This window comes from Rhodococcus marinonascens NBRC 14363, assembly GCF_001894885.1.
Lineage (GTDB): Bacteria > Actinomycetota > Actinomycetes > Mycobacteriales > Mycobacteriaceae > Rhodococcus_F > Rhodococcus_F marinonascens.
The window spans coordinates 189,953-216,449 of record NZ_BCXB01000003.1 but is presented as its reverse complement, the minus strand read 5'-3'; the positions used below and the strand labels follow the sequence as shown (position 1 = coordinate 216,449).

Sequence of the window (26,497 nt, the reverse complement as noted above, 5' to 3'; positions counted from 1 at the left end):
ACAGGAGCAACGACTATGCCTGTTCGCATTACCGACCTCAGCCAACCTCTGACGCCGGGGATGTCAGTCTTCCCCGGAGATCCGACCGTTGCCTTCGAGACGGTGGCGACGGTGCCGGCCGATGGGTTCCGGGTGTCGGCACTGCACATGGGGACTCACAGCGGCACCCACGTGGACGCACCGTCGCACAGCATCGAAGGTGCCGCCGCGATCGACGATGTCGATTTGACCTTCTTCCACGGCAGGGCGCGTATCGTCCGGGTCGAGGACGTCGAAAAGCAGCAGCGCATCGAGTTCGATCAAGTGAGCGCACAACTCGAGGGCCTCGCGCCGGGAGAGATCGTGATCTTCCAGACCGACTGGTCCGAGCACTTCAACACCTCGACGTACTTCGAACACCCCTTCCTTGATGCCAAGATTGCCGATTGCCTTGTTTCCCAGCAGGTTCGGACGGTCGGTGTCGATCTACTGAGCCCGGACTTCTCGCCCATCGAAGCCAAAACTGAGGCCGCTAACCTTCCCTTCCACGAAATCTTCCTCGGTGCCGGCGGCGTGATCTTCGAGAACCTGACGAACCTCGCCGCAGTGACGACCCGAAACCCCCTCTTCTCGGCATTCCCGATTCGCCTGGTGGGCCTCGACGGTGCCCCTGTGCGTGCGGTCGCCCTAGGGGATTTCTGAGCGGGCACGGCGACGGACGACGTAGCCGAGGGCTGTTGTCAGCGCGACCACAGAAACGGCGGCGATGCCGATGCCGATCCCGATCCCCCACCGCGATCCGGCGGACTCGGCCGATTCTTCCTCCGCAGCAGTATGGGCGCGGGCCTGATCCTGCACCAGCGACACCGCACCGGGCAGCATCTGAACCGGCGGAATCGGTCCCCCACGGGCTTCGGAGGCGATCAGCAAATCCCCGTTCTCGGTGAACGCGACCGCCTCTCCTTGGGGTTGCTGCGGCACGCGCGCACGCACGGCGGGACCCGATGCGAAGGCCGCGAGCAGGTCACCGTCCGGTGCAGAAAAGAGGAACACGTCGGAATAATTGCGCACGGCGGCAACGGTCCCGTCGGCGGACACCGCTCCGCCGGTGAACATCGTCGAGTGCAGCGCCTGCGCGGTGGTGCCGCCCCCTTCGGCGTCCGCGCCGCTCGCCTCCGAGACGTCCAGCACGCCCACCTTCTCGAGCGGGGTGGGCCCGGGAGTGGCGAGGCCGCCCACTTCCGCACCGCCGACGGGCCGGTACACACTGCCCGCCCCGAACAACTCCTTCGTGACGATCAGCGGGGTGCCGTCACGTTGGATCAGGATCGTCTCGGCGTCATGCGGGCCGTCCGGATATGTCAGACGGTGCAACTCCCCCGCCCCGGTGTCCCGGTCCATCGCAATCAGAGCCACGGTGTCGCGTCTACGCCCGTTGTCCCCGACGTCGGCCAACCACAGGCGACCGTCCGGACCGACCGCCATGTCCTCGACATCGTAGGGATCGACGGGCAGGGGAAGCCAGCGATGCACCACGCAGTCCGCGCCCATCACGGCGACGGCACGATCGGAACCGCTGTCACCGACCGCGTAGAGCAGTCCTCCCGTCGAGGCGAGCCCGGACAATTCGTCCAGAGACGCCCCCTCCGGTGCCCCGACACCGGAGTCGTCGGGGGTGCAATCCGGGGTGAATTCCGACGCGTCGACGAAAGCCCGGTCAAGAAAGACCGATTGCGCGGACCCGACAGTGACCGTCGCGAGTGGTGCGCAGCCCGCGAGCACGACAACCGTGGCTGCGGCGGACCACCGTGGGCAGTCAGGCACTGCCGCCGTACTGAACCAGCGCCGATGCCAACGCCACGGGTACCCGCGCATGAACGCGTGTGCCGTCCTCACCGTGCGAGGAGTCGAGGATCTGGCCGTCCGAATGAATCCGTGCCATCAGGTCTCCCCGCGTGTACGGGAGCAAAACATTGATCTCTATCTCCGGCCGGATCAGGACTTCGGACAGGTGCTGTCGCAACTCGGCGATGCCTTCGCCGGTCCGAGCGGAGACGAACGACGCACCGGGCAGCAGTCCGCGCAACTGGGTCAACGTGATCGGGTCGGCCGCATCGATCTTGTTCACCACGATGAGTTCGGGCGGCGCGGGCGCGTCGTTTTCCCTGATCACCTCGGTGATCACCTCGTGCACGGCCTTGATCTGATCCGTGGGCAGAGGATCGGAACCGTCGACGATGTGAAGCAACAGGTCCGCGTCAGTGACTTCTTCGAGCGTCGACCGGAATGCCTCGATCAGTTGCGTGGGCAGATGCCGCACGAAACCGACGGTGTCGGTGAGGATGTACTCGCGGCCGTCGTCCAGCGCGGCCCGGCGGGTAGTCGGATCGAGGGTGGCGAATAGCGCATTCTGCACCAGCACGCCGGATCCGGTCAACGCGTTGAGGAGGCTCGACTTGCCGGCGTTCGTATAACCGACGATCGCGATGGATGGTGCCTCGCTGCGGAGTCGACGGGTGCGCTTGGTGTCGCGGGCGGCCTTCATGCCCTTGATCTCGCGGCGCAGTTTCGCCATTCGCTCACGAATACGGCGCCGGTCCGTTTCGATCTTGGTCTCACCGGGACCACGCAGACCCACGCCACCATTGCTACCTGCGCGACCGCCCGCCTGCCTGGACATCGACTCACCCCAGCCGCGCAGTCGCGGCAGCATGTACTCCATCTGAGCGAGCGCGACCTGGGCCTTGCCCTCCCTGGACGTCGCGTGCTGGGCGAAGATGTCGAGGATCAGCGCGGTCCGGTCGATGACCTTGACCTTGACGACCCTCTCGAGGGCGGTCAACTGCGCGGGTGTGAGTTCACCATCGCAGACCACGGTGTCGGCGCCGGTCGACAGGACGACCTCGCGGAGTTCCTCGGCTTTACCGGAACCGATGTAGGTGGCCGCGTCAGGTTTGTCCCGCCGCTGCACGAGACCTTCGAGGACCTCGGACCCGGCGGTCTCGGCCAGCGCAGCAAGTTCGGCCATGCTGGATTCTGCCTGCGCCGCGGTGCCCTGCGTCCAGACACCGACCAGCACCACGCGTTCGAGGCGCAACTGTCGGTATTCGACCTCGGTGACGTCGGTGAGCTCGGTGGACAGCCCGGCAACCCGGCGCAGCGCACTGCGGTCCTCGAGTTGCATTTCGCCGACCGAAAGGTGCGCGTCGCCGTAGGCGGAGTCAGCGAACTCAGCGGAGTCGGGGAGCGGCGATTCTTCTGTGCGATGTGTTTTCTTCATACACCCTCATGATCCCACGGAATGCCCGGGGCGCGCACACGCATTTCGCCGAGGGCGATCAGGTGAGGCTTCGCCGAGGGCGATCAGGTGACACCGTTCCACCAGCCATCGTCGAGATCCCCCGACGCCACCAGGATGGACGGGCCGCGTAGGGTCGCCCGGCCACCGGACAGCAACACAGTGACCTGGCCACCGGGAATGCGAACGTCCACCTCACCGGAGTCGGATCCGTCGAAGCGCAGCGCGGCGGTTGCCGCGGCAACCGTGCCGGTTCCGCACGATCGGGTCTCGCCGACCCCACGCTCGTGCACGCGCATGTCGACGGCGCCGGAATCGATACGGGTGAGGATCTCCACGTTTACGCCGTGAGGGAAGAAGCCTGGATCGAACCCCGGAGCGGCCGACAGGTCGAGGGCCGAGAGTGAGGCAGCCGTGAGATGCGGATCCACACAGGCCAGATGCGGGTTACCGACATCGATACCGATGCCGTTGAACACCTTGCCGTCGATGGTCGCCGTGCTGGTGCCCAGATCCCGGACGGCGCCCATGTCCACAGTCACGTCGCCGCGAGCGCGGTCTGCTGAATGCACGATCACCGGTTTGCCGCCCGCCCGACTACCAACCACGAACTCCTCACGCGCTTCGAGGCCCGCCGACCGCAGGTAGTGCGCGAAGACGCGGACACCGTTGCCGCACATCTCGGCGATCGAACCGTCCGCGTTGCGGTAGTCCATGAACCAGTCGTCTTCGGACACACCTTCAGGCAGTGCGGCCAGCACACCGGCCGTCGCCAACGCACCGGCCTTGGCCACGCGCAAGATTCCGTCGGCTCCGATGCCTCGTCGGCGATCACACAGTGCCGTCACCCGCGGGGCGGACAAGTCGATGCGGACGTCGAGATCGGGGAGCACCACGAAGTCGTTCTCGGTGCCGTGTCCCTTACTGAAGTCCATGCGCACCACTCTATCCAACGGCCGCGAACGAATCGCTCATCTACGCTGCCGGGCTATTTCGTAGAGCACAACCGCACCCGCGGAGGGGGCGCCGAGAGAACTCGCGGCTCCCCCGATGGGGATCGTGACCACGGTGTCGCAGGCCTGGCGCCACGCGGCGCTCATTCCGCGAGTCTCGTTGCCGATCACCAGCACTGTTCCGCCGGTGAAGTCGTGGGCGTCGACGGTGACGGACCCGCTCTCGTCCGTCCCAACGATTTGCAGATCGGTTCCGGACTCACGCCGGGATTCCCGGAAGGCGAGGATCTCCTCCACGGCCGACACGGTGACGACCGGCATCGCGAACAAGGATCCGGTTGAGGCGCGAACACTCTGGGGGTCGAACGGGTCGGCGCCGTGCCCGACCACCACGACAGCGTCGGCGCCGAACGCGTCGGCCGAACGGACGAGTGTGCCCAGATTGCCTGGTGAACTCGGACGGTCGAATACAACGATCAGCGGCGCGGACTGTTGCCGCAGGTCCTTCAGTCGCGGTGTGCGGGTCTTCGCGACGGCCATCAACTCGGGCACCGCGGAGGTCTTCTCCCCCAACTCCGTCATCAGTTCGGCGCTGACACCGATCTGTTCGAGCGAGCGGGACGCCAGAACCTCACGGGCCCATACGGACAGCGGCGGGCCGTCGATGCGGTGCAGAAGCGATTCGATGGGCCAGTTGTACTCCAACGCTAGGTTGAGGGGACGTACGCCCTGAATGAGGAACCGTCCCGCCTTCGTTCGTTTTGCGCGGTTCGTGAGATACGACTGCCATTGCTGGAAACGGGCGTTGCGGGCGGTCACGAGCAAGGTCGGTGCCGGACGGTTGCGTCCAGGCGGCGTGCGACTCATGGTTCTCCCAGTATTCGTCTGTCGTCGAGGATTCGGATCGTGGTGTCCGCGAGGTCCGGATCGTTTCCGTCCACCCACCGAATGCGGGTATCCCGTCGGAACCACGATCGCTGCCGGCGCACGTACCGGCGAGTGCCGATGAACGTGCGCTCCTGCGCCTCGTCGAGATCGTATTCGCCATCGAGCCAGGCGAGGACCTGCGCGTAGCCGATCGCACGTGGTGCGGTCACACCTTCGCGCAAACCCAGTTCGATCAGCCCCCGCACCTCGTCGACGAGACCTCGCTCGAACATCAGTCGAGTGCGGAGCCGGATCCTCTCGTCGAGTTCGGCGCTCTCGCGGTCGACACCGACGATGCGGGTTCCCCATCGTGGCTCGCCTATGCGCGGCGCGGACGCCGCAAACGGCCGACCAGTGATCTCCACCACTTCGAGTGCCCGGACCAGGCGCCTGCCGTCGGTCGGGAGGATCGATGCCGCGGCCTCAGGGTCGACACGGCTCAGTTCTTCGTGCACCGCCGCGACTCCCCTCGCGGCGAGGACCGCCTCCCATCGCGCGCGCACCGCCGCATCGGTGGCGGGAAAACTCCACTCGTCGAGCAGCGACTGGACGTACATCATTGATCCGCCGACGATGACCGGCACGGCGCCACGCACTGCGATCGCCTCGACGTCACGGACCGCTGCCTGCTGGTAATTCGCGACGGAGGCCGTCTGTGTCACGTCGAGTACGTCGAGTTGATGGTATCGTATTCCGCGCCACTCGTCGGGAGCGAGTTTGGCGGTACCGATGTCCATTCCCCGGTACAACTGCATCGCGTCGATGTTGACGATCTCGCCGCCGAGTCGCACGGCCAGGTCCAGGGCGAGATCGGATTTGCCGGTGCCGGTCGGACCGACCACGGCGATCGGCACAGGCGGAGTCACGGACGCCACTCCCCCACGTGGTAGCCCACCCCATAGGGTGCTGCGCCATAAAGCGTCCGGCAGAAGATCGGTGGCGTGTCGAACACGCCGGCCAGCACTTGCCACGGAACGCGCCCTCCGATACCGAGTGACGCGCACTCCGAGGGGTCGAGGGCGAGCAGTGCGTCGCGGTCGCCGGCGTCGAGTGCAGCGTCGATCCCCGCCTGCACCCCCTTCGCGCGCGGATCGAACGCTCCGGGTGCCTTCGCGTCGAGCGTGTTGGCCCCGTCCGCGACGATCACGAGGCCGCGGGGTTCGCGATCGCGGTCGAGGAAGGAGCGCAGCTCCGCGCCGTACTCGGCGCACTGCTCAGGGGACAGGTCGGACGCAAGTATCCGCGCGTCGACGACGGCAGCCGGCGCCCACGTGCCCCGGATCCATCCGGCCGTGAGCGCGGCAAGCGGCAGGTCCGGGTCGGGCTCGCCGGCCGGGGCGGGGCGCAGCGCGACCTGCACATCGACGCCGTAGCCGAGGTAGGTGCCCTGCGCGCCGGGCCTGACGTCGACCGAGTCGGACGCCGCTCCGATTGCGATCCAATCGGTCGTGAGCGCATACAGCGCCTTCGCGGCCGCGGCAACCGCATCCCGCAGAGGAGTCATCTCCCCCGCTGCCGACCCGGCCAGTTCGGGAACCAGAAGAGGTGGCGACGGCACGAGAATTGCGGCGTTGAACACACCGCCACGCTAGTCGACCAGGTTCGTGTAGCCGACATCCGAATAGGGCGTCGGCGCCGATCGGCAGCAACGTCGACCCTCCTACCTGATTCAATAGCTCACAAGGCCCGTACCGGGTTGAATGGAAACCAGCACCCGCCCCCGGGTCGTATGGAGCCAGTATTGCGTTCAGGCAGCCGTGACGCGCGGCAGAGATGAGGAACCGATGACCGACAGCAGCGACGTGCAGCCCAGTGTTGAGCCTGCCTCTCGTCAGCACGACACGCCGAAGCCCAGCGTCCCGAAACCGGGAGGGCTGGCAAAGCCCGGTGTTCCCAAGCCCCACCCCACCCCGACACACGCTCTCTCCGCTCCCCCTGTCACCACCGGTAGCGACCCGAGCAAGTTCGGTCGCGTCGACGACGACGGCACAGCCTGGGTGAAAACCGCGGACGGCGAGCGGCAGATCGGCTCGTGGCAGGCTGGCGACGCAGCCGAGGGACTCGCGCACTTCGGCCGACGCTTCGAGGACATCGCGACCGAGGTAGCTCTTCTCGAGGCGCGGTTGAGTTCGGGCACCGGCGACGCGAAGAAGACGAAGGCGGCGGCGGTCGGAATCTCCGAATCCCTTCCGACCGCCGCAGTGATCGGCGACATCGATTCACTTGCAGCGCGTCTCGATGTCATCATCGCCGAATCGGACGAGGCGGCCGCCCACGCCAAACATGAGAAGGAATTGTCGCGGAAGGCGCAAACCGAACGCAAGGAAGAGCTGGCCGCCGAGGCCGAGCAGATCGGTGCCGAGTCGACGCAGTGGAAGGCCGCCGGCGACCGGCTGCGAGAAATCCTGGACGAGTGGAAGACGATTCGGGGGATCGACCGCAAAGTCGACGACACGCTGTGGAAGCGATATTCGAAGGCTCGGGAAGCGTTCAATCGGCGCCGCGGAGCGCATTTCGCCGAACTCGATCGTGAGCGTGCGGCGGCCAAGACCAAGAAGGAAGAACTCGTCGCACAGGCCGAGGCGCTGTCCGACTCCACCGACTGGGGTCCCACCGCCGGAGCGTTCCGCGACCTTCTCGCCGAGTGGAAGGCGGCCGGGCGCGCTCCGCGCGAGGCCGACGACGCCCTGTGGAAACGATTCAAGACCGCCCAGGACGTGTTCTTCGCCGCCCGTAACTCGGCGTCGTCCGAGCGCGACGCCGAGTTCGAGGAAAATGCTGTAGCCAAGGAGGCGCTGCTGAAGAGCGCCGAAAACATCGATCCATCCAAGGACATCGGCGCCGCAAGGGCCGCACTGCGCGATGTCCAGGAGAAGTGGGACGCCGTCGGCAAGGTGCCCCGCGAGCGGATCCACGAACTCGAGGGCAAGCTTCGGGCCATCGAGAAGCGAGTCCACGACGCGGCCGACGAACAGTGGCGGCGCACCGATCCGGAGGCCCTTGCCCGGGCCGCACAATTCCGCGAGCGCGTCGCGCAGTTCGAAGAACAGGCCGCCAAGGCCACCGCGGCAGGCAAGACGAAAGATGCCGAGAGCGCCCTCGCGCAGGCCAAGCAGTGGCGCGAATGGGCGGAGGCTGCGGAGGGTGCGGTCAGCGGCCCGTAGGGCCCGGACCTACGATCGGGCTCGGCGTCAGCCGACGTTCCAATCGCCGCGCTGCTCCGCTTCGGCGGCAGCGGCGCGGCGTTCTTCTTCGGCCGCCAACTGCAGCGCGGTCCGGCCCCAGACCACCTTCAACCAGTGGAACGTGAGCACGATAACGGTGAGCCAACCGATGATCAGCCCGATGCCGGGGCCCGAGGCCACGACCCCCGGTGGCGGTGTCTGCCGCGACCAGATGGCGAGCATCCCGAGCACGGCGGACAAGGCAGTTCCCGCGAGAGCGATCCAAGCCAGAACCCAGCGGCGCGTGATCAGCGCCAGCATCGACGCGACGACACCGAACGCAACCGCGAACCCTACGAACAGTCGCGACGGAAGTGCGATCGCCTCGTCGCGGGCCTCGTTGCTGTTCACCAGTACCTCCCACCCGTTGGCTATGCCGGAATGTGGCAGCGTCAACGAGCCGAGCAGGACGACGACCGCGACCGCGACGACCAGCGCGCGCGCACCGGGGTCGATCTCGCCGGCCACCTTCTTCTCGGCGGCGTCGAAATCCTTCCGGTAGCCGTCGATCGGGTCGCCCTCGCCACTCGGATTTTTGTTTCCGACCCGATCGGAATTGTGCGAGGAGGTCATGCGTTGCATCCCATCTGATCGGGTAGTGGCGCCGGCGCACCGATCTGCGGAAGTCCGAGACCCACACCGATCGGCGGGGTCTTCGGGGTGACGCCCAGCTCGAAGGAGTCACCCGCCCGGGTGCGTCGATGGCTCAGGACGGGAGTATCGGCGACGAGGTGGTGTGGGGCTGCGGCACTGACAACAATGGTGACGACATCGCCGGGCCGGACGTTTCCGTCGAGGTTTCCCTCCGGCCGGAAGTGGACGAGCCTGCCGTCACGTGCACGTCCGCTCATGCGGGCGGTCGCCGCGTTCTTGCGCCCCTCTCCCGCGGCGACGAGTAGTTCCACCTCCGCACCGACGAACTTCTGGTTCTCCTCGAGCGTGATCTCTTCCTGCAGCGCAATGAGACGGTCGTACCGTTCCTGGACGACGGCCTTCGGCACCTGGTCGTCCATCTCCGCCGCCGGGGTGCCGGGCCGCTTGGAGTACTGGAACGTGAATGCACTGGTGAAACGCGCCTGGCGGACGACGTCGAGCGTGTCCTGGAAGTCCTCCTCGGTCTCACCCGGGAAGCCCACGATGATGTCGGTGGTAATCGCCGCGTGTGGCATCGCGGTGCGAACCTTGTCGATGATCGCGAGGAATCGCGACTTCCGGTATGAGCGGCGCATCGCTTTCAATACTCGATCCGAACCGGACTGCAGGGGCATGTGCAACTGGGGGCACACGTTGGGTGTCTCGGCCATCGCCTCGATGACGTCGTCGGTGAACTCGGCCGGGTGCGGTGATGTGAACCGAACGCGCTCGAGCCCGTCGATGTCCCCGCATGAGCGCAGGAGAGCGGCGAACGCGCCGCGGTCGCGGGGTTGCTCGGGGTCGGCGAAGGACACCCCGTACGCGTTGACGTTCTGCCCGAGGAGCGTGACCTCGAGGACACCCTCGTTCACCAGTGCCTGGACCTCGGCCAGGATGTCGCCGGGGCGCCGGTCGATTTCCTTACCGCGCAGTGCAGGCACGATGCAGAACGTGCATGTGTTGTTGCATCCCACCGAGATGGACACCCACCCGGCGTACGCGGACTCACGCTTGGCGGGCAACGTCGACGGAAATGCCTCGAGCGCGTCGAGGATTTCGACCTCGGCCCGCTGGTTGTGGCGAGCCCGATCGAGCAGTGCGGGCAGCGAACCGATGTTGTGGGTACCGAACACCACGTCGACCCACGGCGCCTTCTTGACGACGACGTCGCGATCCTTCTGCGCCAGGCAGCCACCGACCGCGATCTGCATGCCGGGATTGCGCTCCTTTGCCGGTGCGAGATGACTCAGGTTGCCGTACAGCTTGTTATCGGCGTTCTCCCGCACCGCGCAGGTGTTGAAGACCACGAGGTCGGGATCCCGTCCCGCAGCGGCCTTCGTGTAACCGGCATCTTCGAGCAGACCCGACAGCCGCTCGGAGTCATGCACGTTCATCTGGCAGCCGTACGTACGCACTTCGTAGCTGCGCTGGGTGTCCCGGCCGCCGCGCGGAATGAGGTTCTGGTCGATCGTGTCCACCTGTGCCAGGGTACGGCTCGCACCAAATCGCCTCGTCGCGGGAGACATGATCGCGGCCGGGTCCATCAATTTTCACTGCATCGGCACGAATTCTCGGTGCTGATGAAGAAATTTTGGGTGCCGAGGTAGATCATCTCCGCCGTCAACACCTAAGGTCATCGATTATGACGCAAGCCGACGATGCGACGCCGACCCCGTCCACGGGCGAGGTGCCCTCCATGATATCGATGAAATCGGTGAACAAACACTTCGGCGACCTCCACGTGCTCCAGGAGATCGACCTCGAAGTTCCCCGCGGACAGGTCGTGATCGTCCTCGGACCCTCGGGATCGGGAAAGTCGACGCTGTGCCGAACCATCAACCGTCTCGAGCCCATCGATTCCGGGGTTATCGCGGTGGACGGGAACGTGTTGCCCGCTGAGGGCAGAGCACTGGCGGCACTGCGCGCTGATGTGGGAATGGTATTCCAGTCGTTCAACCTCTTCGCACACAAGACAATCCTCGAGAACGTGATGCTCGCACCCGTCAAAGTGCGGAAGAAGAGCAGCAAAGACGCCAAGACAGCGGCTCTCGGACTGCTCGAACGAGTCGGCATCGCCAACCAGGCGGACAAGTACCCGGCCCAGTTGTCGGGTGGACAACAGCAGCGAGTCGCGATCGCACGCGCGCTCGCAATGAACCCCAAGGTCATGCTGTTCGACGAGCCCACATCCGCACTCGACCCGGAGATGGTCAACGAGGTTCTCGACGTCATGACCTCACTCGCCAAGGACGGCATGACCATGCTCGTGGTCACCCACGAGATGGGCTTCGCCCGTAAGGCCGGCGACCGCGTCCTTTTCATGGCCGACGGCCAGATCGTCGAGGACTCCGATCCCAGCACCTTCTTCACCGCCCCCACCTCCGAGCGGGCAAAAGACTTCCTCGGCAAGATTCTCAGCCACTGACCGTTAGAGCGCCATCCTGTGTCCTGTCGGTCGACGGCCGTGTGCTCTGCGGTCGACTGTGCTAGACACTCCACACCCGTATTTCAATTGGAGGATCTGTATGAAGATCAATCGCTCGATTCGTATGGGAATCGGCGTCATGGCGATCGCCGTCGTCGCATCCGCATGCGGCGGAGGTGAGCAGAGGAGTGCTCTACAGAGCGCGTCCGAGGGCACGCTCACCGTCGGCATCAAGTACGACCAGCCCGGCCTCGGGTTGCGCAACCCTGATGGATCCTTCACCGGCTTCGACGTCGAGGTTGCCGAGTATGTCGCCGGCAAACTGGGAGTCACGCCCGAGAACATCACGTTCAAGGAGTCCCCCTCGGCTCAGCGCGAGACGCTGATCGAGAACGGCGAGGTCGACTTCGTGGCCGCGACCTACTCGATCACCGATGCGCGCAAGGAAAAGGTCGACTTCGCGGGGCCGTATTTCATCGCAGGACAGTCACTCCTGGTGCAGTCCGACAACACAGAGATCACCGGCCCCGAGTCGCTCAACGACGGCACGAAGCTGTGCTCGGTCACCGGTTCCACACCGGCGCAGACGGTCAAGGACAGGTACGCGCAGGACGTCCAACTCCAGGAGTTCGACACGTACTCGGCATGTGTCGAGGCACTGCGTAACGGCGCAGTCGATGCCGTGACAACCGACGACATCATCCTCGCCGGATTCGCCGCGCAATACCCAGGTGAACTGAAGGTTGTCGGCCAGCCCTTCACCGAGGAACGCTACGGAATCGGCCTCGCCAAGGGCGACGACGAGGCCCGTGCCAAGATCAACGACGCCATCGACGAGATGATCGCGGACGGCTCGTGGGAGCGCGCGTTCAACGACACCGTCGGCGCATCGGGATACCCGATCCCTGCGCCGCCGACCGTCGATCGGTACTGAGCAACTCACGCATCCGGGTCGGACGGTTCCCCTGCGGGCGCCGCCCGGCCCGGCTCGAGACGAACCACCAGTGATCTGGGGAGACGGTAAGTGGACCTACTGAGCAAGTACGGCGATCAGTTGATCGACGCGTTCTGGACGACGGTGCAACTCACCGCATTCTCCGCTGTCGGTGCCCTGGTTCTCGGCACCATCCTGGCTGCCATGCAAGTGTCGCCGATCCCTATCGCACGTGGGATCGGAGCCGGGTACGTGACCATCGTCCGCAACACTCCGCTGACGCTGATCGTCATCTTCTGCTCGTTCGGGCTCTTCCAGACGTTGGGCGTCAAACTCGCCCCCGGACAGTCGCCGACCTTCTTCGAGCAGAACAACTTCCGGCTCGCCGTGCTCGCACTCAGCATCTACACCGCGGCGTTCGTGTGCGAGTCGCTCCGGGCCGGTATCAACACCGTGCACGTCGGTCAGGCGGAGGCGGGCCGGTCATTGGGGCTCACGTTCTCCCAGAATCTGCGGCTGATCGTGCTGCCGCAGGCCTTCCGTGCGGTCACCGCCCCCCTCGGTAGTGTTCTCATCGCCCTGACCAAGAACACGACGATCGCCTCGGTGATCGGCGTCGCGGAGGCCTCCCTCCTGATGAAGGAAATGATCGAGAACGAGGCCGCCATCTTCGTCGTCGGTGGAATCTTCGCACTCGGGTTCGTGGTCCTCACCATGCCGTTGGGGCTTCTGTTCGGGTACCTGAGCAAGCGATTCGAGGTTGCACGATGAGCAATTCGGCCACCGTCCTCTATGACGTGCCTGGACCCAAGGCCAAGAGGCTCTACCGCTTGGCTTCCGTCGCCGTCGTCGCCCTCATGGTGGGCGTCGGCTACCTCGTCTACGCGGCACTCGACGACAAGGGCCAGTTGACGTCGGAGAAGTGGAGTCCGTTCGTCGAGTCCACCTCGTGGACCACCTATCTCCTCCCCGGTATCCGCGGCACCCTCATCGCGGCGGCCGCGTCGATTCTGCTCGCGCTGATCTTGGGCGCGATCCTCGGCGTCGGCAGGTTGTCGGATCACCGACCGGTACGGTGGATCGCCGGGACGTTCGTCGAAGTATTCCGCGCCATCCCAGTGCTGATTCTCATGATCTTTTCGTACCAACTGTTCGCAGAGTACGAAGTCTTCAAGTCGACGTACCTTGCGCTCGCCGCAGTCATCGTGAGCCTCACGCTCTACAACGGCGCGGTAATCGCAGAGATCGTGCGGGCCGGCATCAACTCGCTCCCGAAGGGGCAGAGTGAGGCCGCGATGGCGCTGGGCATGCGCAAGAGCCAGGTCATGCGGACCATCTTGCTGCCGCAGGCAGTCACGGCCATGCTTCCCGCGATCATCTCGCAGATGGTGGTGGCGTTGAAGGACTCCGCCCTCGGCTACCTGATCGGTTACGTCGAGGTGGTGCGGTCGGGTCAGCAACTCGGCGCGTTCTACGGCAACTACCTGCCGTCCCTGATCGTCGTGGCGATCATCATGATCATCATCAACTCGACACTCACCGTGGTGGCCACCCGGGTGGAGAAGCGACTACGAGCAGGCAAGAAGGCCGGAGCAGCGGGAGGAGATCGTCCCGACCTTGCCGACGTGTCGGTTCCGGGCATGGACATCACCGACAAGCGATAGCAACCAGACGAAGTGTCCGGGCGGTACTCGTAGAGCACCGCCCGGGCGTTGTCACAACTCCTCGAACATGTCGTCGGTATCCGCACCGGCGCGGTCGAGTTGTTCCTTCACCACCTCGAAGGCCACACCTTGGGGAAACCCGCGGCGCGCCAACATGGAGATCAGTCTGCGCACCGCCCGATCGCGATCGTCCACCGACATCGTGCGCAACTTCTTCGCAACCAATTCCGAGGCACGTTGCCGTTCATCTTCGCCGTCGATCTGAGCGAGCGCCTCGGCGGCATCTTCTTGGCCGATGCCCTTGCGACGCAATTCCATTGCAAGCGCACGTTTCCCCTTGCCGGAGTATGTGTGCCGCGAATGCACCCACTGCAGGGCGAAGTCCGCATCGTTGACCAGTCCAACCTCGGTCAGACGATCAAGGACGCGGTCGATGACGTCTGCCGAGTAGTCCTTCTGGACCAAACGCTCGGCTAGTTCCGCTCTACTTCGAGCGCGATCAGTCAGCAGGCGCAGGCATAAGTCCTTCGCCTGCGCCTCCGATCCACCGCCGCCCGTAGGACGCACGGCTGCACCCTAGAATTCGGCCGGGGCTGCGTCATCCGTGGCAACACTGACGTCGGCACCGATTCCGAGCTTTTCCTTGATCTTCTTCTCGATCTCGTCCCGGATGTCGGTGTTCTCCAACAGGAACTTACGGGAGTTCTCCTTGCCCTGCCCCAACTGGTCGCCTTCGTAGGTGTACCAGGAACCGGACTTACGAATGAATCCGTGCTCGACCCCCATGTCGATCAGCGAGCCTTCCTTGCTGATTCCGTGACCGTAGAGAATGTCGAACTCCGCCTGCTTGAACGGCGGGGCGACCTTGTTCTTGACCACCTTGACACGCGTTCGGTTACCCACTGCGTCGGTGCCGTCCTTCAAGGTCTCGATACGCCGAACATCCAGGCGCACAGACGAATAAAACTTCAGCGCCTTACCACCTGTGGTGGTTTCGGGGGAACCGAACATGACACCGATCTTCTCGCGCAACTGGTTGATGAAGATCGCAGTGGTTCCGGTGTTACTGAGGGCACCGGTCATCTTGCGCAGCGCCTGACTCATCAGCCGCGCCTGCAGGCCCACGTGGCTGTCACCCATCTCGCCCTCGATCTCGGCGCGCGGGACGAGAGCGGCTACCGAGTCGATCACGAGGATATCGAGGGCGCCGGACCGGATCAGCATGTCGGCGATCTCGAGCGCCTGCTCACCCGTGTCAGGCTGCGACACCAGCAGGGCATCGGTGTCGACGCCGAGTTTCTGGGCGTAGTCGGGATCGAGGGCGTGTTCGGCATCGATGAAGGCTGCGATGCCGCCGTTCGCCTGAGCGTTGGCGACCGCGTGCAGAGCCACGGTGGTCTTACCCGACGATTCCGGGCCGTAGATCTCAACGACGCGTCCGCGGGGCAGACCTCCGATGCCGAGAGCCACGTCCAACGCGATGGAACCGGTGGGGATGACAGCGATCGGCTGACGCACACCTTCGCCCAAGCGCATCACCGAACCCTTGCCGAAGTTCTTGTCGATCTGCGCCAGCGCGAGGTCGAGCGCCTTGTCACGATCGTGTGCCTGTGGTGCCATCGTCGTCCCCATTCTCGAGTCTCATCAGCGATCTTGCAGTCAGGTTAGATCCGGGTACCGACAAGAACCGTGACCACCGAACATCACCAGCATAGGGGAACATGTGTTCGATTTGTGTATCGGGCCGTTCGACACGCCGAATTCTCCCTGCGCGGTGTTGCTCCCTGCGCGGTGTTGCTACCTGCGCGGTGTTGCTACCTGCGCAGCGGCGGGACATCGAACTCGATGCAGAGTTCTCGCCAGACCTCACGAGGCTCCCGGCCGTCCTCGATGGCTTGGGCTGCGGTTTTCCCACCCAGATTGAGCAGCACGTGGTCGATGAGGAGTGCATCACCACGCATCTGCCCGAACTCCTCGCGGATGAGTTGATGAAATTCGGTCAGTCGCACACGCCCACGGTAGCCGAACCGCGAACTGCACTCTCACCGCAGCGCACCGCGGCACACGTCCACCGGATCTGTGACGTTCTCGACGGTCCGCGCGGCCCGCTGCGCCGCCTCGGCATATGCGCCGTCGGCAAGCACCTGTTCGACCGCCGTGCGGAGCGCCTCCGCGCTCGGGGGACGCACCACCACGGCGCTCCCCTGCCGTGCGGCCCGGTTCGCGAGTTCCCACTGGTCGCCGCCGCCGGGAATCACCACGGCCGGAACGCCTGCCAGCAACGCCTTGGCCAACATGCCGTGCCCACCGCCGCAGACAACTACAGAGGCTTCGCGCAGCATCACGTCCTGACGCCCGAGACCTGCTCGCGCCCACGGCGGAACAGGCGTCGACGCTCCGTCGAGAACGGACGCGATCACCCGGACACCTGCCCCGTCGAGCCCGGACAAAGTCGTCTCGAGCATCCCCTCCGCGCCTGTGAACGCCGTCGAGGGCGCGACCATGACCAGCGGATCGACGCCGTCCGGGGGCGCGAGTACCTCATTCGTGGGCTCCCATAGCAAGGGCCCCACCACATGCGCTTCGGCAGGCCAGTCAGGCCTCGGCACCTCGAGCGCCGGAAGTGTCGCGATCAACCGGCACACCGGCCCGGGGTCATTCGCCGGCAGTCCGACACCGACGCGCGCCTCGGAGCGTTGCCGCACGCCCATCCGGATCGACCGTGCCGTCGCCGCCCGCATCAGCGTATCCCGGAGTCGGCCGCGAACACCTTCCCCTGGAGCCAATCCACTTCCGATGGGCGGCAATCCCTTCGACGCCGAATACAACGGGTGCGGGGACAATTCGACCCATGGAATCCTGAGCCGTTCAGCAGCCATCCCTCCGCCCGCGGTGAGGATGTCGGAGACCACGAGGTCCGGTCCTATCGCACGGAGGTCGGGCAGCATCTCGGTGGAGATGTGCGCGGCCCGTGCATGAATACGGGCACCGGCATCGAGGTCGTCGTCCGTCGGGCGGGGCGCCAGACCCCTCAACAACTCGGCGGGAACCCCGGCTGCCCGGGCCGCCTCGACCCAGCGCGCACCTGTGAACAGGACCGAATCATCTCCGGCCTTGCTGAACGCAAGGCACAACGCAATGGCAGGAAAGGCATGTCCGGGATCAGGCCCGGCAACGACGGCGACTCGCACGACCACAGGGTGTCACACGGTCGGCGTCACCCCATCTCGAACACCGATGCGGCAGCGCTCGAGGCGCGCTCACGGTCGGGGGGGACGAGCCCGATCCGCGTGCGCCGGTCGAGCACGTCGTCGACGTCGAGCGCACCTTCGTGCGTCACCGCGAACTCGAACTCGGCACGGCTCACATCCAGTCCCTCTGCGATCGGCGCCAGAAGGTCTGGGGCGGCGGCGGCCAGCAACGCCGCTTCCGTTCCGTAGCGAGCCAGCAGCGTCGGCGGCGCAGCCACATTCCGCAGCGCCTCGGGTGCCGCGGCGCCGACCAGCGGGAGTGTCCGGGTCCGGCACGGGCCTGCTTCCAGTCCCGACCCCTCGACAGCCGCGTCGACGGCGTCCTCCGCCATCTTGCGGTAGGTGGTCAGCTTGCCACCGACCACGCTGACGAGACCAGTGCCGGAACGCAGAATCGCATGGTTGCGGGACAGGTCCGCGGTGGACCCGTCGCCGGTATCGAGCAACGGGCGCAACCCCGCGAAGGTGCCGAGAATGTCCGAGCGCTCGAGCGGCACCTCGAGCGCGGTGTTGACTGTGGCGAGAAGAAAGTCGATCTCCTCGTCCGAGGCGGTCGGGACGTCCGGAACGGGCCCCGGAGCCGCCTCGTCGGTAAGTCCCAGATACACGCGGCCCAACTGCGCGGGCAGCGCGAAGACGAAACGATTGGTCTCACCAGGGATGGGGACCGTAAGGGCTGCGGTGGGGTTGCCGAGCCTCTCGGCAGGGAGTACCAAATGAGTTCCACGGCTCGGTCGGAGCGCGATCTCGGGATCGACCTCGCCCGCCCACACACCCGCCGCATTGACCACCGCACGCGCCTTGATCCGCATCTCCGAGCCGGTCAGTTCGTCGCGAAGCGTTGCCGACGTCCCGGTGACATCATAGGCACCGGTGCGGGTGAGAACCTTCGCACCGTGCAAAGCGGCAGTACGAGCGATGGCCACGACGAGCCTCGCATCGTCGATCAATTGACCGTCGAACGCCACCAATCCACCGCGCAGCCCGTCACGCCGGACCGCGGGCGCGAGTTCGATCACCCGGTCGGACCGGACGGTTCGAGACCTCGGCAGTACCGAGGACGACGTGCGGGCGCTCGCACGGAGGACGTCACCGGCCAAAAAGCCCGCGCGGACGAGGTACTTGCTGAATGCAGTGGTGGAATCGAGGACCGGGACGAGTTGCGGCAGCGCGCGGACGAGGTGCGGGGCCGTGCGGGTCATCAGGATTCCGCGTTCGACCGCGCTCTCCCGGGCGATGCCGACGTTGCCCGTCGCCAGGTAACGCAGTCCGCCGTGGGCAAGTTTCGAACTCCACCGGCTGGTTCCGAAGGCGAGGTCTCTCTTTTCGGCGAGTACGACAGTCAGCCCGCGGGACGCCGCGTCGAGTGCAACGCCGACGCCGGTGATTCCTCCACCGATCACCAGCAGATCCACTGTTTCGCCGTTGGACAACTGGTCGAGTTCGCGCGCTCTGCGGGCGGCGTTGAGCGCCGACGAGCTTTTGACGGATGGAGTGTTCGAGTTGTTCACCGGTCTCCTCGAGTTGGCGTGTGGTTGTCGGGTGCCAGGTAGGCCCCGATGGCATTGCGGACTTGCTGCGTCAGCGATTGGCCGGGAAGTTCCTTCGCCACCATCGCCGCGGACTGCACCGCGGACTGTGCCATGAGCAGCACCATGACGGCGATATGGCGACTGTCGCCGGAGCGTATCGATCCCTGCTGCTGACCCGCCGACACCGCGAGCGCGACCTGGTCGATGATCGCCTTCTGGCTGGTACCCAGCCGCTCGAGGATGTAGGGGGTGAACAGTTCCCGATCCGAATGCAGAATCTTCACGAACAGCGAGTGCTCGCGCACGTTGGTGGACACGTGGATCACCGCATCCACCAGTTGGCGATGAATCGATTCCTCCGCCGAAAAAGTGGGGATCACGGCTGTGATCTCGCGCGTCATGAGGTCGGCGACCACCGCCCTGGTGTCTGCCCACCGCCGGTATACGGTCGGCCTGCTGACGCCCGCGCGACGAGCAACCTCGGCCAGCGTGGTTCGGCGAAGCCCGAAATCTAGGATGCACGAACGTGCGGCATCGAGAATGACGTCTTCGACGCTCGGTGGGCTGCCTTCGCGCGGCAAAGGATCGCGCGACAAAGGATTACGAATAGACACTATGTGTAACACCGTAACGCATACCCAAACCCGAAGTACCGAACCGGCGGGCGAATCACACCGCACCCCTTCGGCTCGTCTCATGCCCGTTCACGGGCGGCCCGCACCGAGTCTGGCGACAAGGGGAAATGATGCGGTTGCTAGGCAAGATGGCGCAATGGCCGACCGCGCCAATCGGTGAACGAGGGGCAAACCCGCGCTACCAGCCCGCACTGGTCACGAGTGCGGATCGGATGTCCGTCAGCGACGCGTGACGTCCGACTTGTCGCCGGATCCGGACATCGCCTTGAACAGCAAATACAGACCGAACACCACGGCGCTGATCACAAGGATCGAAAACAGGGCCTTGGTGAGCGCACCGACCACGGCAAGCGCGATCCAGATCACCGCGACCGCCAGTACAATCTTCCAGAACACGACTGCCTCCTCGACATCTCCCCGATCGATTCCTGTGCGATCGAATGCTGCGCCTTCGAATGCTGTGCCCGACACATCGTCGGCTCCAGTTGTCGGGTACTCACACCAGCCTCGCACACCGACTGGAGCAAATCGCCAGGTCACCGAAAAATCAGGAAAAGATCAGGGTTCTCCCCCACACCTTACGGCTCTTGGCGACGCGCGCGCGAAATGTCGCCGGCACCCTGACGTAAACTCGGCGAGTTCAGTCCAGCACGGAGAGGAGCACGCAGGCCGTGTCGTCGACACCCCCACTATCCGCACGTGGCCTTGCCCACGTCGCGGTGTTCGCCGCGCTGATCGTGGCGCTGGGCTTGCCCGGCACCATCAACGTCGGTAGCTCCGGCGTGCCGATCACCCTGCAGACGCTGGGCGTCATGCTGGCCGGTGCACTACTGGGCCCGCGCAAGGGGGTGCTTTCGGTACTGACCGTGATAGCGCTGGGCCTCGTGCTCCCGGTGCTCGCAGGCGGGCGCACCACGTTCACGTCGCTGGCCGGACCCACGGCGGGATTTCTCATCGGGTGGATACCCGCAGTCGCCGTCATCGGCTGGCTGACAGTCCGACTCCTTCCCCGTTACCGGATCGCCCCCGGGATCGTGATCAACATTTTCGGCGGAATCATCGTCCTGTACGCCTTCGGGCTGGCCGGGATGATGATGCGTGCGGACCTCACGCTGTGGCAGGCCGTCACAGCCAACACCACGTACCTTCCCGGCGATTTGATCAAGGCGGTCATCACGGCACTCGTGGCCTCTCAGGTGCATCGGGCCTACCCTGCATTGTCGAGAGACTCCGCCACGGCGTTCGGCAAGGCAAAGGTTCACTGATCTCGGTGATCGGTCAGCGGCGATGAGTGGTCGGCGACGATGAGCGACATCCGGTTCCGCGGCGTCCGACACGCCTACGGCGAGCGACCCGTCCTCGAGGATGTCGACCTGACCCTGAGCGAGCACCGCATCGGCATCGTCGGGGCGAACGGTGGAGGCAAGTCGACGCTCGCCCGCATGATCAACGGGCTCATCGTGCCGTCCGCCGGCACGGTGACCGTCGACGACCTCGACACCGCCCGACGGGGCCGGCAGGTGCGGAAGAAGGTGGGCTTCGTCTTCACCGACCCCAACCACCAGATCATCATGCCGACGGTGGCCGAGGACATCGGATTTTCGCTGCGCCGGACCTCCCTGGACAAGACCGGACGCGCCGACCGTGTCGCCCGGGTTCTCGAAGAGTTCGGGCTCGCCGACCACGCTGACCACCCCACCCACCTGCTGTCGGGTGGGCAGAAGCAACTCCTCGCCCTGGCCGCGGTGATCGTCACCGAACCCGAGGTACTCGTCGCCGACGAACCGACCACCCTGCTCGACCTGCGCAATACCCGTATCGTCGCAGAAAGGTTCGAACAACTCCCTCAGCAAATGATCGTCGTGACCCACCAGCTCGAATTGCTCGACTCGTTCGACCGGGTTCTCGTGGTCGACGAGGGTCGGGTCGCTGCTGACGGTGCGCCGAGCGCATCGATCGACTTCTACCGCAACCTGGTTCGATGAGCACCCTCGGGCTGTATCACCCCGACGATACGGTCGTGCACCGACTTCCCGCCGGCCCGAAAGTCCTCGCCCTCGTCGGGGGCATCGTTGCCATCACCGTCTTCGTCCGCCAGCCATGGGATCTCCTGCCCGCAGCCCTGATCGTGGTGGGCGCATATGCGGTCGCGCGGATCCCCGTCCGTGCGGCGGCGTCACAACCCCGACCTCTGCTCTGGATGCTCGTCGTCATCGGGGCATTCCAGGTCGTGTTCACCGGATGGGAGCGGGCCCTCATCGTGTGCGGGACACTCCTGCTGTCGGTGGCGGCCGCCGCCTTGCTGAGCCTGACGACGCGGGTCACCGACATGCTGGACGCAATCACCGCGGCCATGCGGCCACTGCGCCGGATCGGCGTCAACCCGGACCGAGTGGCGCTGGTGCTTGCCATGACGATCCGCTGCATTCCGCTGATGTCCGGGATCGTCCGGCGCGTCGAAGACGCCCGAAAGTCGCGGGGGTTGGGCTTCTCTCTGCGAGCCCTGGCAGCACCCGTGGTCGTGAGCACGCTGATGACAGCCGATGCAATGGGTGAGGCACTCGCCGCCCGCGGCGCCGACGACTGACCTCAGCGGTACCGGCGGACGATGTCGTCGATCTCGTCGAGCGCCGCGGCCAGTCCGGAGAGCTTCTCAGTGGCCGACACCAGTTCGGCACGCACAAGGGCGAGCCCACCGACGCCGCCCGCCGTTCCCGGGACAGCTACTTCGGCGGCAGCAGCCACGAACTTCTCGAACTGTTCGACGCCGTCGTCGAGTTGCGTCGCTGCGGAGGCGATTGCACGATGCAGGGCTGCCGCCGCTGCCCTGCCGCCGCGGGTGGCGTCCTCCATGGATGTGATGTCGATGGACACCGCCTGGAGTGCGGTTGCGGCGGAGCGCGCCGTCGAATCGGTGTCTTCGATGTCCTCGGCACTGACCGTTCCCGAGCGGGACAGCACACCGAGGATGCCGTGAAGAGCCCGCTCGCTGCGCGCGAGTCGCTCCATCGGCTCCCTGGCAACCGAGGCCGGATCCGGAAGCACACGACGTGCGGGAAGACCCGGTGGCAACGTAACGGCACCGAGCCTGCGGAAACTGCGGACGGCCATCACCGCGGGAACCGCGAATACCACTGCGCCCCCGCCTGCCATGAGCATCGACCACTCCGGTGCGGACATCAGGGCAAGACCTGCGGCACCGGCGGCCGAAGATCCCGACAGGATGCCGTAGCGCTTGGCGCGGCGCCTCGCCTGTCTCTTCTTCCGCAGCAGACGTTCTCGCGGATCACGCCATCGTTGCACCGCATCCGCGACGGATTCCCCGGCCTCACGGAGAGTGTCCTGGATGCCGAGTAGGCCGGACACGAAAGTGGCCGACCGGACTGCGCGTCCGGGTCGGCCACCTCGGGTGATACTCATGCGATTGCTGTTCGGCTACTGACCCGAGGTGCCAGTCTGGCCCGCGGTGGGCGGCTGCTTGTCGAGTGAGGGCTTGGCCGGCTTGGCCGGCGCACTGGTGGCGCCGCCGGACGGCAGCGCATCGCCCTTCATCGAGGCGCGGATCTGTTCGAGCCGACTGTGACCAGCCATCTGGACACTCGCCTGCTGAACCTCCATCATGCGACCCGACACCGAGTTCTGCGCGAGTTCGGCCGAGCCGAGTGCGTCAGCGTAACGGCGCTCGATCTTGTCGCGTACGGCGTCGAGGCTGGGTGTGTTGCCCGGCGCGGATAGCGTGCTGTCCATTGTGCGGAGAGACTCGCTGACGCGTTCCTGCATCTTGGCCTGCTCGAGCTGGCTGAGCAGCTTAGTGCGCTCGGCGACTTTCGACTGCAGTGCCATCGCATTCTGCTCGACTGCCTTCTTTGCCTGTGCGGCGGCCTGAAGTGACTGGTCATGCAGCGCCTTGAGGTCTTCGACGCCCTGCTCGGCGGTGACGAGTTGCGCGGCAAACGCCTCGGCAGCGTTGGTGTACTGGACGGCTTTGTCGGCATCGCCTGCACCCTGCGCCTGATCGGCCAGGTTGACGGCCTGCCGTGCGTTGGCGTTGAGCTTCTCCACCTGGTCGAGCTGGCGGCTGAGCTTCATCTCGAGCTGGCGTTGGTTACCGATGACAGATGCGGCCTGTTGAGACAGGGCCTGGTGCTGACGCTGCGCATCCTCAATCGCCTGCTGAATCTGAACCTTGGGGTCAGCCTTCTCATCGATCTTGGAATTGAAGAGGGCCATCAGGTACTTCCATCCCTTGACGAAAGGATTAGCCATTGGTTTGATCCTGCCTCCATCTGTTGCGCCGCGCGTTGCGCGACCCGATGCGCGACCGTCACGCACCGGAACAAGGGCTGCGTGCCCCCACCGTCTATCCACCGAGAGAAGAGATCGGCAGTTAACAAGAAATGTATCGGTTCAACGCGGTTGGTGCTACGCGGCAGCCAATGCCTGCGCCGGACGTGCGGGGATGACCACCCGCGTGTCGCGGGCAATGCTCGTCGAACCCGCTCGTGCGCTCCCAGCAGGAGCCTCGGCGGGCAGGGTCCGCTCGGTGTCCCCACGCTTGGCCGAAGACCTGTCGGTCAACGATTCGCTGACGTCGACCAGCACATCGGACAATGGAACGTCCAGTGCCTCGCAAATCGCCGCCAGGAGTTCGCTCGAAGCCTCCTTGCGTCCCCGCTCGACCTCGGACAGATATCCGAGGCTCACACGCGCACTGTTGGAGACCTCACGCAGGGTCCGGCTCTGTGAAACGCGCGTGCGCCGAAGGCTGTCACCTATCGCCTGACGCAATAGCAACGCCATCTCGCTCCTCCTTCATCCGTCACCTGTCTCGCCCTATCTCAACGCGCGAACAGGACCGATTGGTTCCCGACCTTAGCCTGCGGATGTTCCCTGCACACGATCGAGGAGGCCCGACACGGCAACGGAAACCGTAGATTTGCGAATCGACCACCTGTCGCCGGCCAATCCGAGGTGCCGGACCGAGGTTCCGGAGGCCCCGGAAATGCTCAGGAACACTGTCCCCACCGGATGTCCGTCCTGCGTGTCCGGACCCGCGACACCCGTCAGCCCGATACCCCAGTCGGCACCGCATCGCTCCCGAGCACCCTCAGCGAGTGCGTGTGCCGTAGAGGCTGATACGGGGCCGTCCTGAGCCAACTGCCTGCGGTCGACCCCACCGAGCGTCGACTTGAGATCGGTAGCGTAGACGACCAGCCCACCGCGGAGCACAGCGCTGGCGCCCGGAACACAGGCGATGGTCGCGGCAAGCAATCCCGCGGTCAGCGATTCCGCGGTGGCGACTGTCTCCCCGCGCTCGGTGAGCACGGCAACCAACTCGGCGACCCGCGTCCCCTCCACCAGCGGGTCGGTCACGCCCCCGTACTCGCGTTCGCCTCGACCTTGTGCACCCCGGCCCGCAGACGCACCGCCTGCACCACGTAGTCCAGCCCGGTCACCACAGTGAGCAGCACGGCGGCACCCATCAGAATCCAGCCCACGATCTCGAACCCGTCCGGCAGCGGCAGCAGATAGAAGCCGATCGCGACCGACTGTACGAGCGTCTTGAGTTTGCCGCCGTGACCGGCGGGGATGACGGCGTGCCGCAAGACCGCGAACCGGAGCAGCGTGATGCCCAGTTCGCGCACCGCGATCACCGCCGTCACCCACCAGGGCAGATCACCGAGGATCGACAGGCCCACCAATGCCGCGCCGATCAGCGCCTTGTCCGCGATGGGATCGGCGAGCTTGCCGAAATCGGTGACCAGGCCGTACTTGCGGGCGAGTTGCCCGTCGATCCGATCGGTAATGGCGGCGACTACGAACACACCGGTGGCCACCAGGCGCCAGGTCGTCGTATGACCGTCGTCGACGAACAGCACCACCAGGAAGACCGGGACCAGGAAGATCCGGAGGATCGTGAGAATGTTCGCAATGTTCAGAAGCGGTACCGTCGCCTCACCTACCGGCTCGGCGGCCTGATCAGAAGCCGCTGCGTCGTCGGCGGCCGCCCAATCCTCGCGTTGCGTACTCATCGGCACACCCCAGCGTCGAACTGCACCCCTGGGAGCAACGGGGAGTCGGGTGGATTCGTAGGTCGTACCGGCACGTGCCCCAGAATATCGGTAAGGCCGTTCGCTAATGTGCACGACATGACTTCTCGGACGTCGGATGCTGCCGACACTCAGTTGATCGTGCGGCGAGCACGAACCTCCGACGTCCCCGAGATCAAGCGTCTGATAGACATCTACGCCGGAAGGATCCTGCTCCAGAAGAACCTCGTCACCCTCTACGAGTCCGTGCAGGAGTTCTGGGTTGCCGAACACGACGGCAACCTGATCGGTTGTGGCGCAATGCATGTGCTCTGGGCCGATCTCGGCGAAGTACGCACGATCGCGGTCGATCCCGCTGTCAAGGGCCGGGGGGTGGGCCACGATCTGGTCGCAAAGCTGATCGAGGTCGCGAAGCAACTCGACCTCGAGCGACTGTTCGTCCTGACGTTCGAAGTCGACTTCTTCGGCAAGCACGGATTCGTCGAAGTCGACGGCACCCCCGTGACGGCGGAGGTGTACGCCGAAATGTGCCGTTCGTACGACACCGGTGTCGCCGAGTTCCTCGACCTGAGCTACGTCAAACCGAACACGCTCGGCAACACCCGAATGCTTCTCACCCTCTGACCTCTTCTAGTGTTCGAGTTCTAGTGTTCGAGGAAACACCTCACCAGAGAGCGAGACCATGCCCCTGTTCGTAGTGGAGTACACGTATTCGGCCGAGACGGTTGCCGGACGCGACGAGCACCGCCCCGCCCACCGGGAATGGCTCGGTGGGCTGGCCGAGCGGAAGACCGTCGTGTCGTCCGGCCCGTTCGCCGACGGCAGCGGAGCGTTCATCGTCGTCGATGCCGCCGACGCGACGACCGTGGAATTGCTCTTCACTCACGACCCGTTCGCCCGCAACGATCTCATCGCGGCCACGCGGATCGTCGAGTGGATTCCGGTAGTCGGCGAATTCAGCTCCTGATCCACCCGGGTAGCCGTCCTCGGGC

31 protein-coding genes are annotated in these 26,497 nt (G+C 65.3%); 11 read left to right on the top strand and 20 right to left on the bottom strand.

The window, feature by feature from the left end; genetic code table 11:
* Nucleotides 1-15: 15 nt before the first annotated feature.
* Nucleotides 16-681 (top strand): cyclase family protein, encoded by a 666-nt coding sequence (locus RM2_RS04680; protein WP_072687662.1) that lies wholly within the window; start codon nt 16-18, stop codon nt 679-681.
* Here the strand turns inward: RM2_RS04680 and RM2_RS04675 are convergent.
* From RM2_RS04675 to RM2_RS04650, 6 genes are all read right to left on the bottom strand, one after another.
* Nucleotides 667-1,803 carry a hypothetical protein gene (locus RM2_RS04675; RefSeq protein WP_072687744.1) on the bottom strand — a complete coding sequence of 379 codons (1,137 nt, stop codon included), beginning with the start codon at nt 1,801-1,803 and terminating at the stop codon, nt 667-669. The two genes, RM2_RS04680 and RM2_RS04675, sit on opposite strands and share 15 nt — an antisense overlap.
* The gene (gene hflX / locus RM2_RS04670) at nt 1,796-3,259 is read right to left on the bottom strand and encodes a GTPase HflX (protein WP_072687661.1); all 1,464 of its coding nucleotides are present in this window, start codon (nt 3,257-3,259) and stop codon (nt 1,796-1,798) included. The genes RM2_RS04675 and hflX overlap by 8 nt, the downstream gene beginning before the upstream one ends.
* Before the next feature lie 83 nt (nt 3,260-3,342).
* Nucleotides 3,343-4,212, bottom strand: a complete 870-nt coding sequence (gene dapF, locus RM2_RS04665; protein WP_072687660.1) for a diaminopimelate epimerase — start codon at nt 4,210-4,212, stop codon at nt 3,343-3,345.
* Between the two features lie 36 nt (nt 4,213-4,248).
* Nucleotides 4,249-5,097, bottom strand: a complete 849-nt coding sequence (locus tag RM2_RS04660; protein ID WP_072687659.1) for a TrmH family RNA methyltransferase — start codon at nt 5,095-5,097, stop codon at nt 4,249-4,251.
* Complete coding sequence (miaA, locus tag RM2_RS04655; protein WP_174553820.1) at nt 5,094-6,023, bottom strand: tRNA (adenosine(37)-N6)-dimethylallyltransferase MiaA; 930 nt, start codon at nt 6,021-6,023, stop codon at nt 5,094-5,096. The genes RM2_RS04660 and miaA overlap by 4 nt, the downstream gene beginning before the upstream one ends.
* Entirely contained in the window at nt 6,020-6,736 is a 717-nt protein-coding gene (locus tag RM2_RS04650) for a class III extradiol dioxygenase subunit B-like domain-containing protein (RefSeq protein ID WP_072687657.1), read from the bottom strand. Before RM2_RS04650 ends, miaA begins: the two co-directional genes overlap by 4 nt.
* A gap of 205 nt (nt 6,737-6,941) precedes the next feature.
* On the opposite strand from RM2_RS04650, the gene RM2_RS04645 reads away from it, so the two are divergent.
* Complete coding sequence (locus RM2_RS04645) at nt 6,942-8,321, top strand: DUF349 domain-containing protein (protein ID WP_072687656.1); 1,380 nt, start codon at nt 6,942-6,944, stop codon at nt 8,319-8,321.
* A gap of 27 nt (nt 8,322-8,348) precedes the next feature.
* Here the strand turns inward: RM2_RS04645 and RM2_RS04640 are convergent, their stop codons facing one another.
* The gene (locus RM2_RS04640; RefSeq protein ID WP_072687655.1) at nt 8,349-8,954 is read right to left on the bottom strand and encodes an Rv2732c family membrane protein; all 606 of its coding nucleotides are present in this window, start codon (nt 8,952-8,954) and stop codon (nt 8,349-8,351) included.
* Nucleotides 8,951-10,492 (bottom strand): tRNA (N6-isopentenyl adenosine(37)-C2)-methylthiotransferase MiaB, encoded by a 1,542-nt coding sequence (miaB, locus tag RM2_RS04635; RefSeq protein WP_072687743.1) that lies wholly within the window; start codon nt 10,490-10,492, stop codon nt 8,951-8,953. Before miaB ends, RM2_RS04640 begins: the two co-directional genes overlap by 4 nt.
* A gap of 218 nt (nt 10,493-10,710) precedes the next feature.
* Between miaB and RM2_RS04630 the strand changes: the two genes are divergently transcribed.
* The 4 genes from RM2_RS04630 (at nt 10,711) to RM2_RS04615 (ending at nt 14,037) form a co-directional block, all read left to right on the top strand.
* On the top strand, nt 10,711-11,439 hold the full coding sequence (locus RM2_RS04630) for an amino acid ABC transporter ATP-binding protein (RefSeq protein ID WP_084721639.1): 729 nt from the start codon (nt 10,711-10,713) through the stop codon (nt 11,437-11,439).
* A gap of 100 nt (nt 11,440-11,539) precedes the next feature.
* Nucleotides 11,540-12,373, top strand: a complete 834-nt coding sequence (locus tag RM2_RS04625; RefSeq protein ID WP_072687653.1) for a glutamate ABC transporter substrate-binding protein — start codon at nt 11,540-11,542, stop codon at nt 12,371-12,373.
* 90 nt (nt 12,374-12,463) lie between these two features.
* On the top strand, nt 12,464-13,144 hold the full coding sequence (locus RM2_RS04620) for an amino acid ABC transporter permease (RefSeq protein WP_072687652.1): 681 nt from the start codon (nt 12,464-12,466) through the stop codon (nt 13,142-13,144).
* Nucleotides 13,141-14,037, top strand: coding sequence for an amino acid ABC transporter permease (locus RM2_RS04615; RefSeq protein ID WP_072687651.1), 897 nt, complete (start codon nt 13,141-13,143; stop codon nt 14,035-14,037). The genes RM2_RS04620 and RM2_RS04615 overlap by 4 nt, the downstream gene beginning before the upstream one ends.
* A gap of 51 nt (nt 14,038-14,088) precedes the next feature.
* Here the strand turns inward: RM2_RS04615 and recX are convergent, their stop codons facing one another.
* From recX to RM2_RS24390, 7 genes are all read right to left on the bottom strand, one after another.
* On the bottom strand, nt 14,089-14,604 hold the full coding sequence (gene recX, locus RM2_RS04610; RefSeq protein WP_072687650.1) for a recombination regulator RecX: 516 nt from the start codon (nt 14,602-14,604) through the stop codon (nt 14,089-14,091).
* Between the two features lie 9 nt (nt 14,605-14,613).
* Nucleotides 14,614-15,657 carry a recombinase RecA gene (gene recA, locus RM2_RS04605; protein WP_072687649.1) on the bottom strand — a complete coding sequence of 348 codons (1,044 nt, stop codon included), beginning with the start codon at nt 15,655-15,657 and terminating at the stop codon, nt 14,614-14,616.
* A 194-nt stretch (nt 15,658-15,851) separates the two neighbouring features.
* Nucleotides 15,852-16,046 carry a DUF3046 domain-containing protein gene (locus tag RM2_RS04600; protein ID WP_072687648.1) on the bottom strand — a complete coding sequence of 65 codons (195 nt, stop codon included), beginning with the start codon at nt 16,044-16,046 and terminating at the stop codon, nt 15,852-15,854.
* A 33-nt stretch (nt 16,047-16,079) separates the two neighbouring features.
* Nucleotides 16,080-17,228, bottom strand: a complete 1,149-nt coding sequence (locus tag RM2_RS04595) for a glycosyltransferase (protein WP_072687742.1) — start codon at nt 17,226-17,228, stop codon at nt 16,080-16,082.
* 26 nt (nt 17,229-17,254) lie between these two features.
* Nucleotides 17,255-18,799 carry a glycerol-3-phosphate dehydrogenase/oxidase gene (locus RM2_RS04590; RefSeq protein ID WP_072687647.1) on the bottom strand — a complete coding sequence of 515 codons (1,545 nt, stop codon included), beginning with the start codon at nt 18,797-18,799 and terminating at the stop codon, nt 17,255-17,257.
* A complete protein-coding gene (locus RM2_RS04585; RefSeq protein WP_072687646.1) occupies nt 18,796-19,434 on the bottom strand; it encodes a TetR/AcrR family transcriptional regulator in 639 nt (212 codons plus the stop codon). Before RM2_RS04585 ends, RM2_RS04590 begins: the two co-directional genes overlap by 4 nt.
* A 240-nt stretch (nt 19,435-19,674) precedes the next feature.
* On the bottom strand, nt 19,675-19,851 hold the full coding sequence (locus tag RM2_RS24390; RefSeq protein WP_169846673.1) for a hypothetical protein: 177 nt from the start codon (nt 19,849-19,851) through the stop codon (nt 19,675-19,677).
* 275 nt (nt 19,852-20,126) lie between these two features.
* Here RM2_RS24390 and RM2_RS04575 point away from each other — a divergent pair, with 275 nt between their 5' ends.
* The 3 genes from RM2_RS04575 to RM2_RS04565 are packed head-to-tail and all read left to right on the top strand — an operon-like array spanning nt 20,127 to nt 22,042.
* The gene (locus RM2_RS04575; RefSeq protein ID WP_072687644.1) at nt 20,127-20,720 is read left to right on the top strand and encodes a biotin transporter BioY; all 594 of its coding nucleotides are present in this window, start codon (nt 20,127-20,129) and stop codon (nt 20,718-20,720) included.
* Nucleotides 20,721-20,759: 39 nt separating this feature from the next.
* On the top strand, nt 20,760-21,440 hold the full coding sequence (locus tag RM2_RS04570) for an energy-coupling factor ABC transporter ATP-binding protein (RefSeq protein WP_072687643.1): 681 nt from the start codon (nt 20,760-20,762) through the stop codon (nt 21,438-21,440).
* Nucleotides 21,437-22,042 (top strand): energy-coupling factor transporter transmembrane component T family protein, encoded by a 606-nt coding sequence (locus RM2_RS04565; protein ID WP_072687642.1) that lies wholly within the window; start codon nt 21,437-21,439, stop codon nt 22,040-22,042. The genes RM2_RS04570 and RM2_RS04565 overlap by 4 nt, the downstream gene beginning before the upstream one ends.
* A gap of 2 nt (nt 22,043-22,044) precedes the next feature.
* Here the strand turns inward: RM2_RS04565 and pspM are convergent, their stop codons facing one another.
* From pspM to pgsA, 5 genes are all read right to left on the bottom strand, one after another.
* Nucleotides 22,045-22,875: a phage shock envelope stress response protein PspM gene (pspM, locus tag RM2_RS04560; RefSeq protein WP_072687641.1), complete on the bottom strand. Its 831-nt coding sequence runs from the start codon at nt 22,873-22,875 to the stop codon at nt 22,045-22,047.
* 15 nt (nt 22,876-22,890) lie between these two features.
* Complete coding sequence (locus tag RM2_RS04555; RefSeq protein WP_072687640.1) at nt 22,891-23,721, bottom strand: PspA/IM30 family protein; 831 nt, start codon at nt 23,719-23,721, stop codon at nt 22,891-22,893.
* Nucleotides 23,722-23,877: 156 nt separating this feature from the next.
* Nucleotides 23,878-24,255, bottom strand: a complete 378-nt coding sequence (locus RM2_RS04550; RefSeq protein WP_072687639.1) for a helix-turn-helix domain-containing protein — start codon at nt 24,253-24,255, stop codon at nt 23,878-23,880.
* 72 nt (nt 24,256-24,327) lie between these two features.
* Nucleotides 24,328-24,828: a CinA family protein gene (locus tag RM2_RS04545; protein WP_072687638.1), complete on the bottom strand. Its 501-nt coding sequence runs from the start codon at nt 24,826-24,828 to the stop codon at nt 24,328-24,330.
* On the bottom strand, nt 24,825-25,487 hold the full coding sequence (pgsA, locus tag RM2_RS04540) for a CDP-diacylglycerol--glycerol-3-phosphate 3-phosphatidyltransferase (protein WP_072687637.1): 663 nt from the start codon (nt 25,485-25,487) through the stop codon (nt 24,825-24,827). The genes RM2_RS04545 and pgsA overlap by 4 nt, the downstream gene beginning before the upstream one ends.
* A 117-nt stretch (nt 25,488-25,604) precedes the next feature.
* Between pgsA and RM2_RS04535 the strand changes: the two genes are divergently transcribed.
* Complete coding sequence (locus RM2_RS04535) at nt 25,605-26,129, top strand: amino-acid N-acetyltransferase (protein WP_072687741.1); 525 nt, start codon at nt 25,605-25,607, stop codon at nt 26,127-26,129.
* A 58-nt stretch (nt 26,130-26,187) separates the two neighbouring features.
* The gene (locus RM2_RS04530; protein WP_072687636.1) at nt 26,188-26,472 is read left to right on the top strand and encodes a YciI family protein; all 285 of its coding nucleotides are present in this window, start codon (nt 26,188-26,190) and stop codon (nt 26,470-26,472) included.
* Nucleotides 26,473-26,497 lie beyond the last annotated feature (25 nt).

What these genes read in the sequence shown, in the direction of transcription:
- RM2_RS04680 (WP_072687662.1), top strand. Translation starts at nt 16, where the DNA reads ATGCCTGTTCGCATTACCGACCTCAGCCAACCTCTGACGCCGGGGATG.
- hflX (WP_072687661.1), bottom strand. Translation starts at nt 3,259, where the DNA reads ATGAAGAAAACACATCGCACAGAAGAATCGCCGCTCCCCGACTCCGCT.
- dapF (WP_072687660.1), bottom strand. Translation starts at nt 4,212, where the DNA reads ATGGACTTCAGTAAGGGACACGGCACCGAGAACGACTTCGTGGTGCTC.
- RM2_RS04660 (WP_072687659.1), bottom strand. Translation starts at nt 5,097, where the DNA reads ATGAGTCGCACGCCGCCTGGACGCAACCGTCCGGCACCGACCTTGCTC.
- RM2_RS04645 (WP_072687656.1), top strand. Translation starts at nt 6,942, where the DNA reads ATGACCGACAGCAGCGACGTGCAGCCCAGTGTTGAGCCTGCCTCTCGT.
- RM2_RS04640 (WP_072687655.1), bottom strand. Translation starts at nt 8,954, where the DNA reads ATGACCTCCTCGCACAATTCCGATCGGGTCGGAAACAAAAATCCGAGT.
- RM2_RS04630 (WP_084721639.1), top strand. Translation starts at nt 10,711, where the DNA reads ATGATATCGATGAAATCGGTGAACAAACACTTCGGCGACCTCCACGTG.
- RM2_RS04625 (WP_072687653.1), top strand. Translation starts at nt 11,540, where the DNA reads ATGAAGATCAATCGCTCGATTCGTATGGGAATCGGCGTCATGGCGATC.
- RM2_RS04615 (WP_072687651.1), top strand. Translation starts at nt 13,141, where the DNA reads ATGAGCAATTCGGCCACCGTCCTCTATGACGTGCCTGGACCCAAGGCC.
- recA (WP_072687649.1), bottom strand. Translation starts at nt 15,657, where the DNA reads ATGGCACCACAGGCACACGATCGTGACAAGGCGCTCGACCTCGCGCTG.
- RM2_RS04570 (WP_072687643.1), top strand. Translation starts at nt 20,760, where the DNA reads ATGAGCGACATCCGGTTCCGCGGCGTCCGACACGCCTACGGCGAGCGA.
- RM2_RS04565 (WP_072687642.1), top strand. Translation starts at nt 21,437, where the DNA reads ATGAGCACCCTCGGGCTGTATCACCCCGACGATACGGTCGTGCACCGA.
- pspM (WP_072687641.1), bottom strand. Translation starts at nt 22,875, where the DNA reads ATGAGTATCACCCGAGGTGGCCGACCCGGACGCGCAGTCCGGTCGGCC.
- RM2_RS04555 (WP_072687640.1), bottom strand. Translation starts at nt 23,721, where the DNA reads ATGGCTAATCCTTTCGTCAAGGGATGGAAGTACCTGATGGCCCTCTTC.
- RM2_RS04550 (WP_072687639.1), bottom strand. Translation starts at nt 24,255, where the DNA reads ATGGCGTTGCTATTGCGTCAGGCGATAGGTGACAGCCTTCGGCGCACG.
- pgsA (WP_072687637.1), bottom strand. Translation starts at nt 25,487, where the DNA reads ATGAGTACGCAACGCGAGGATTGGGCGGCCGCCGACGACGCAGCGGCT.
- RM2_RS04535 (WP_072687741.1), top strand. Translation starts at nt 25,605, where the DNA reads ATGACTTCTCGGACGTCGGATGCTGCCGACACTCAGTTGATCGTGCGG.
- RM2_RS04530 (WP_072687636.1), top strand. Translation starts at nt 26,188, where the DNA reads ATGCCCCTGTTCGTAGTGGAGTACACGTATTCGGCCGAGACGGTTGCC.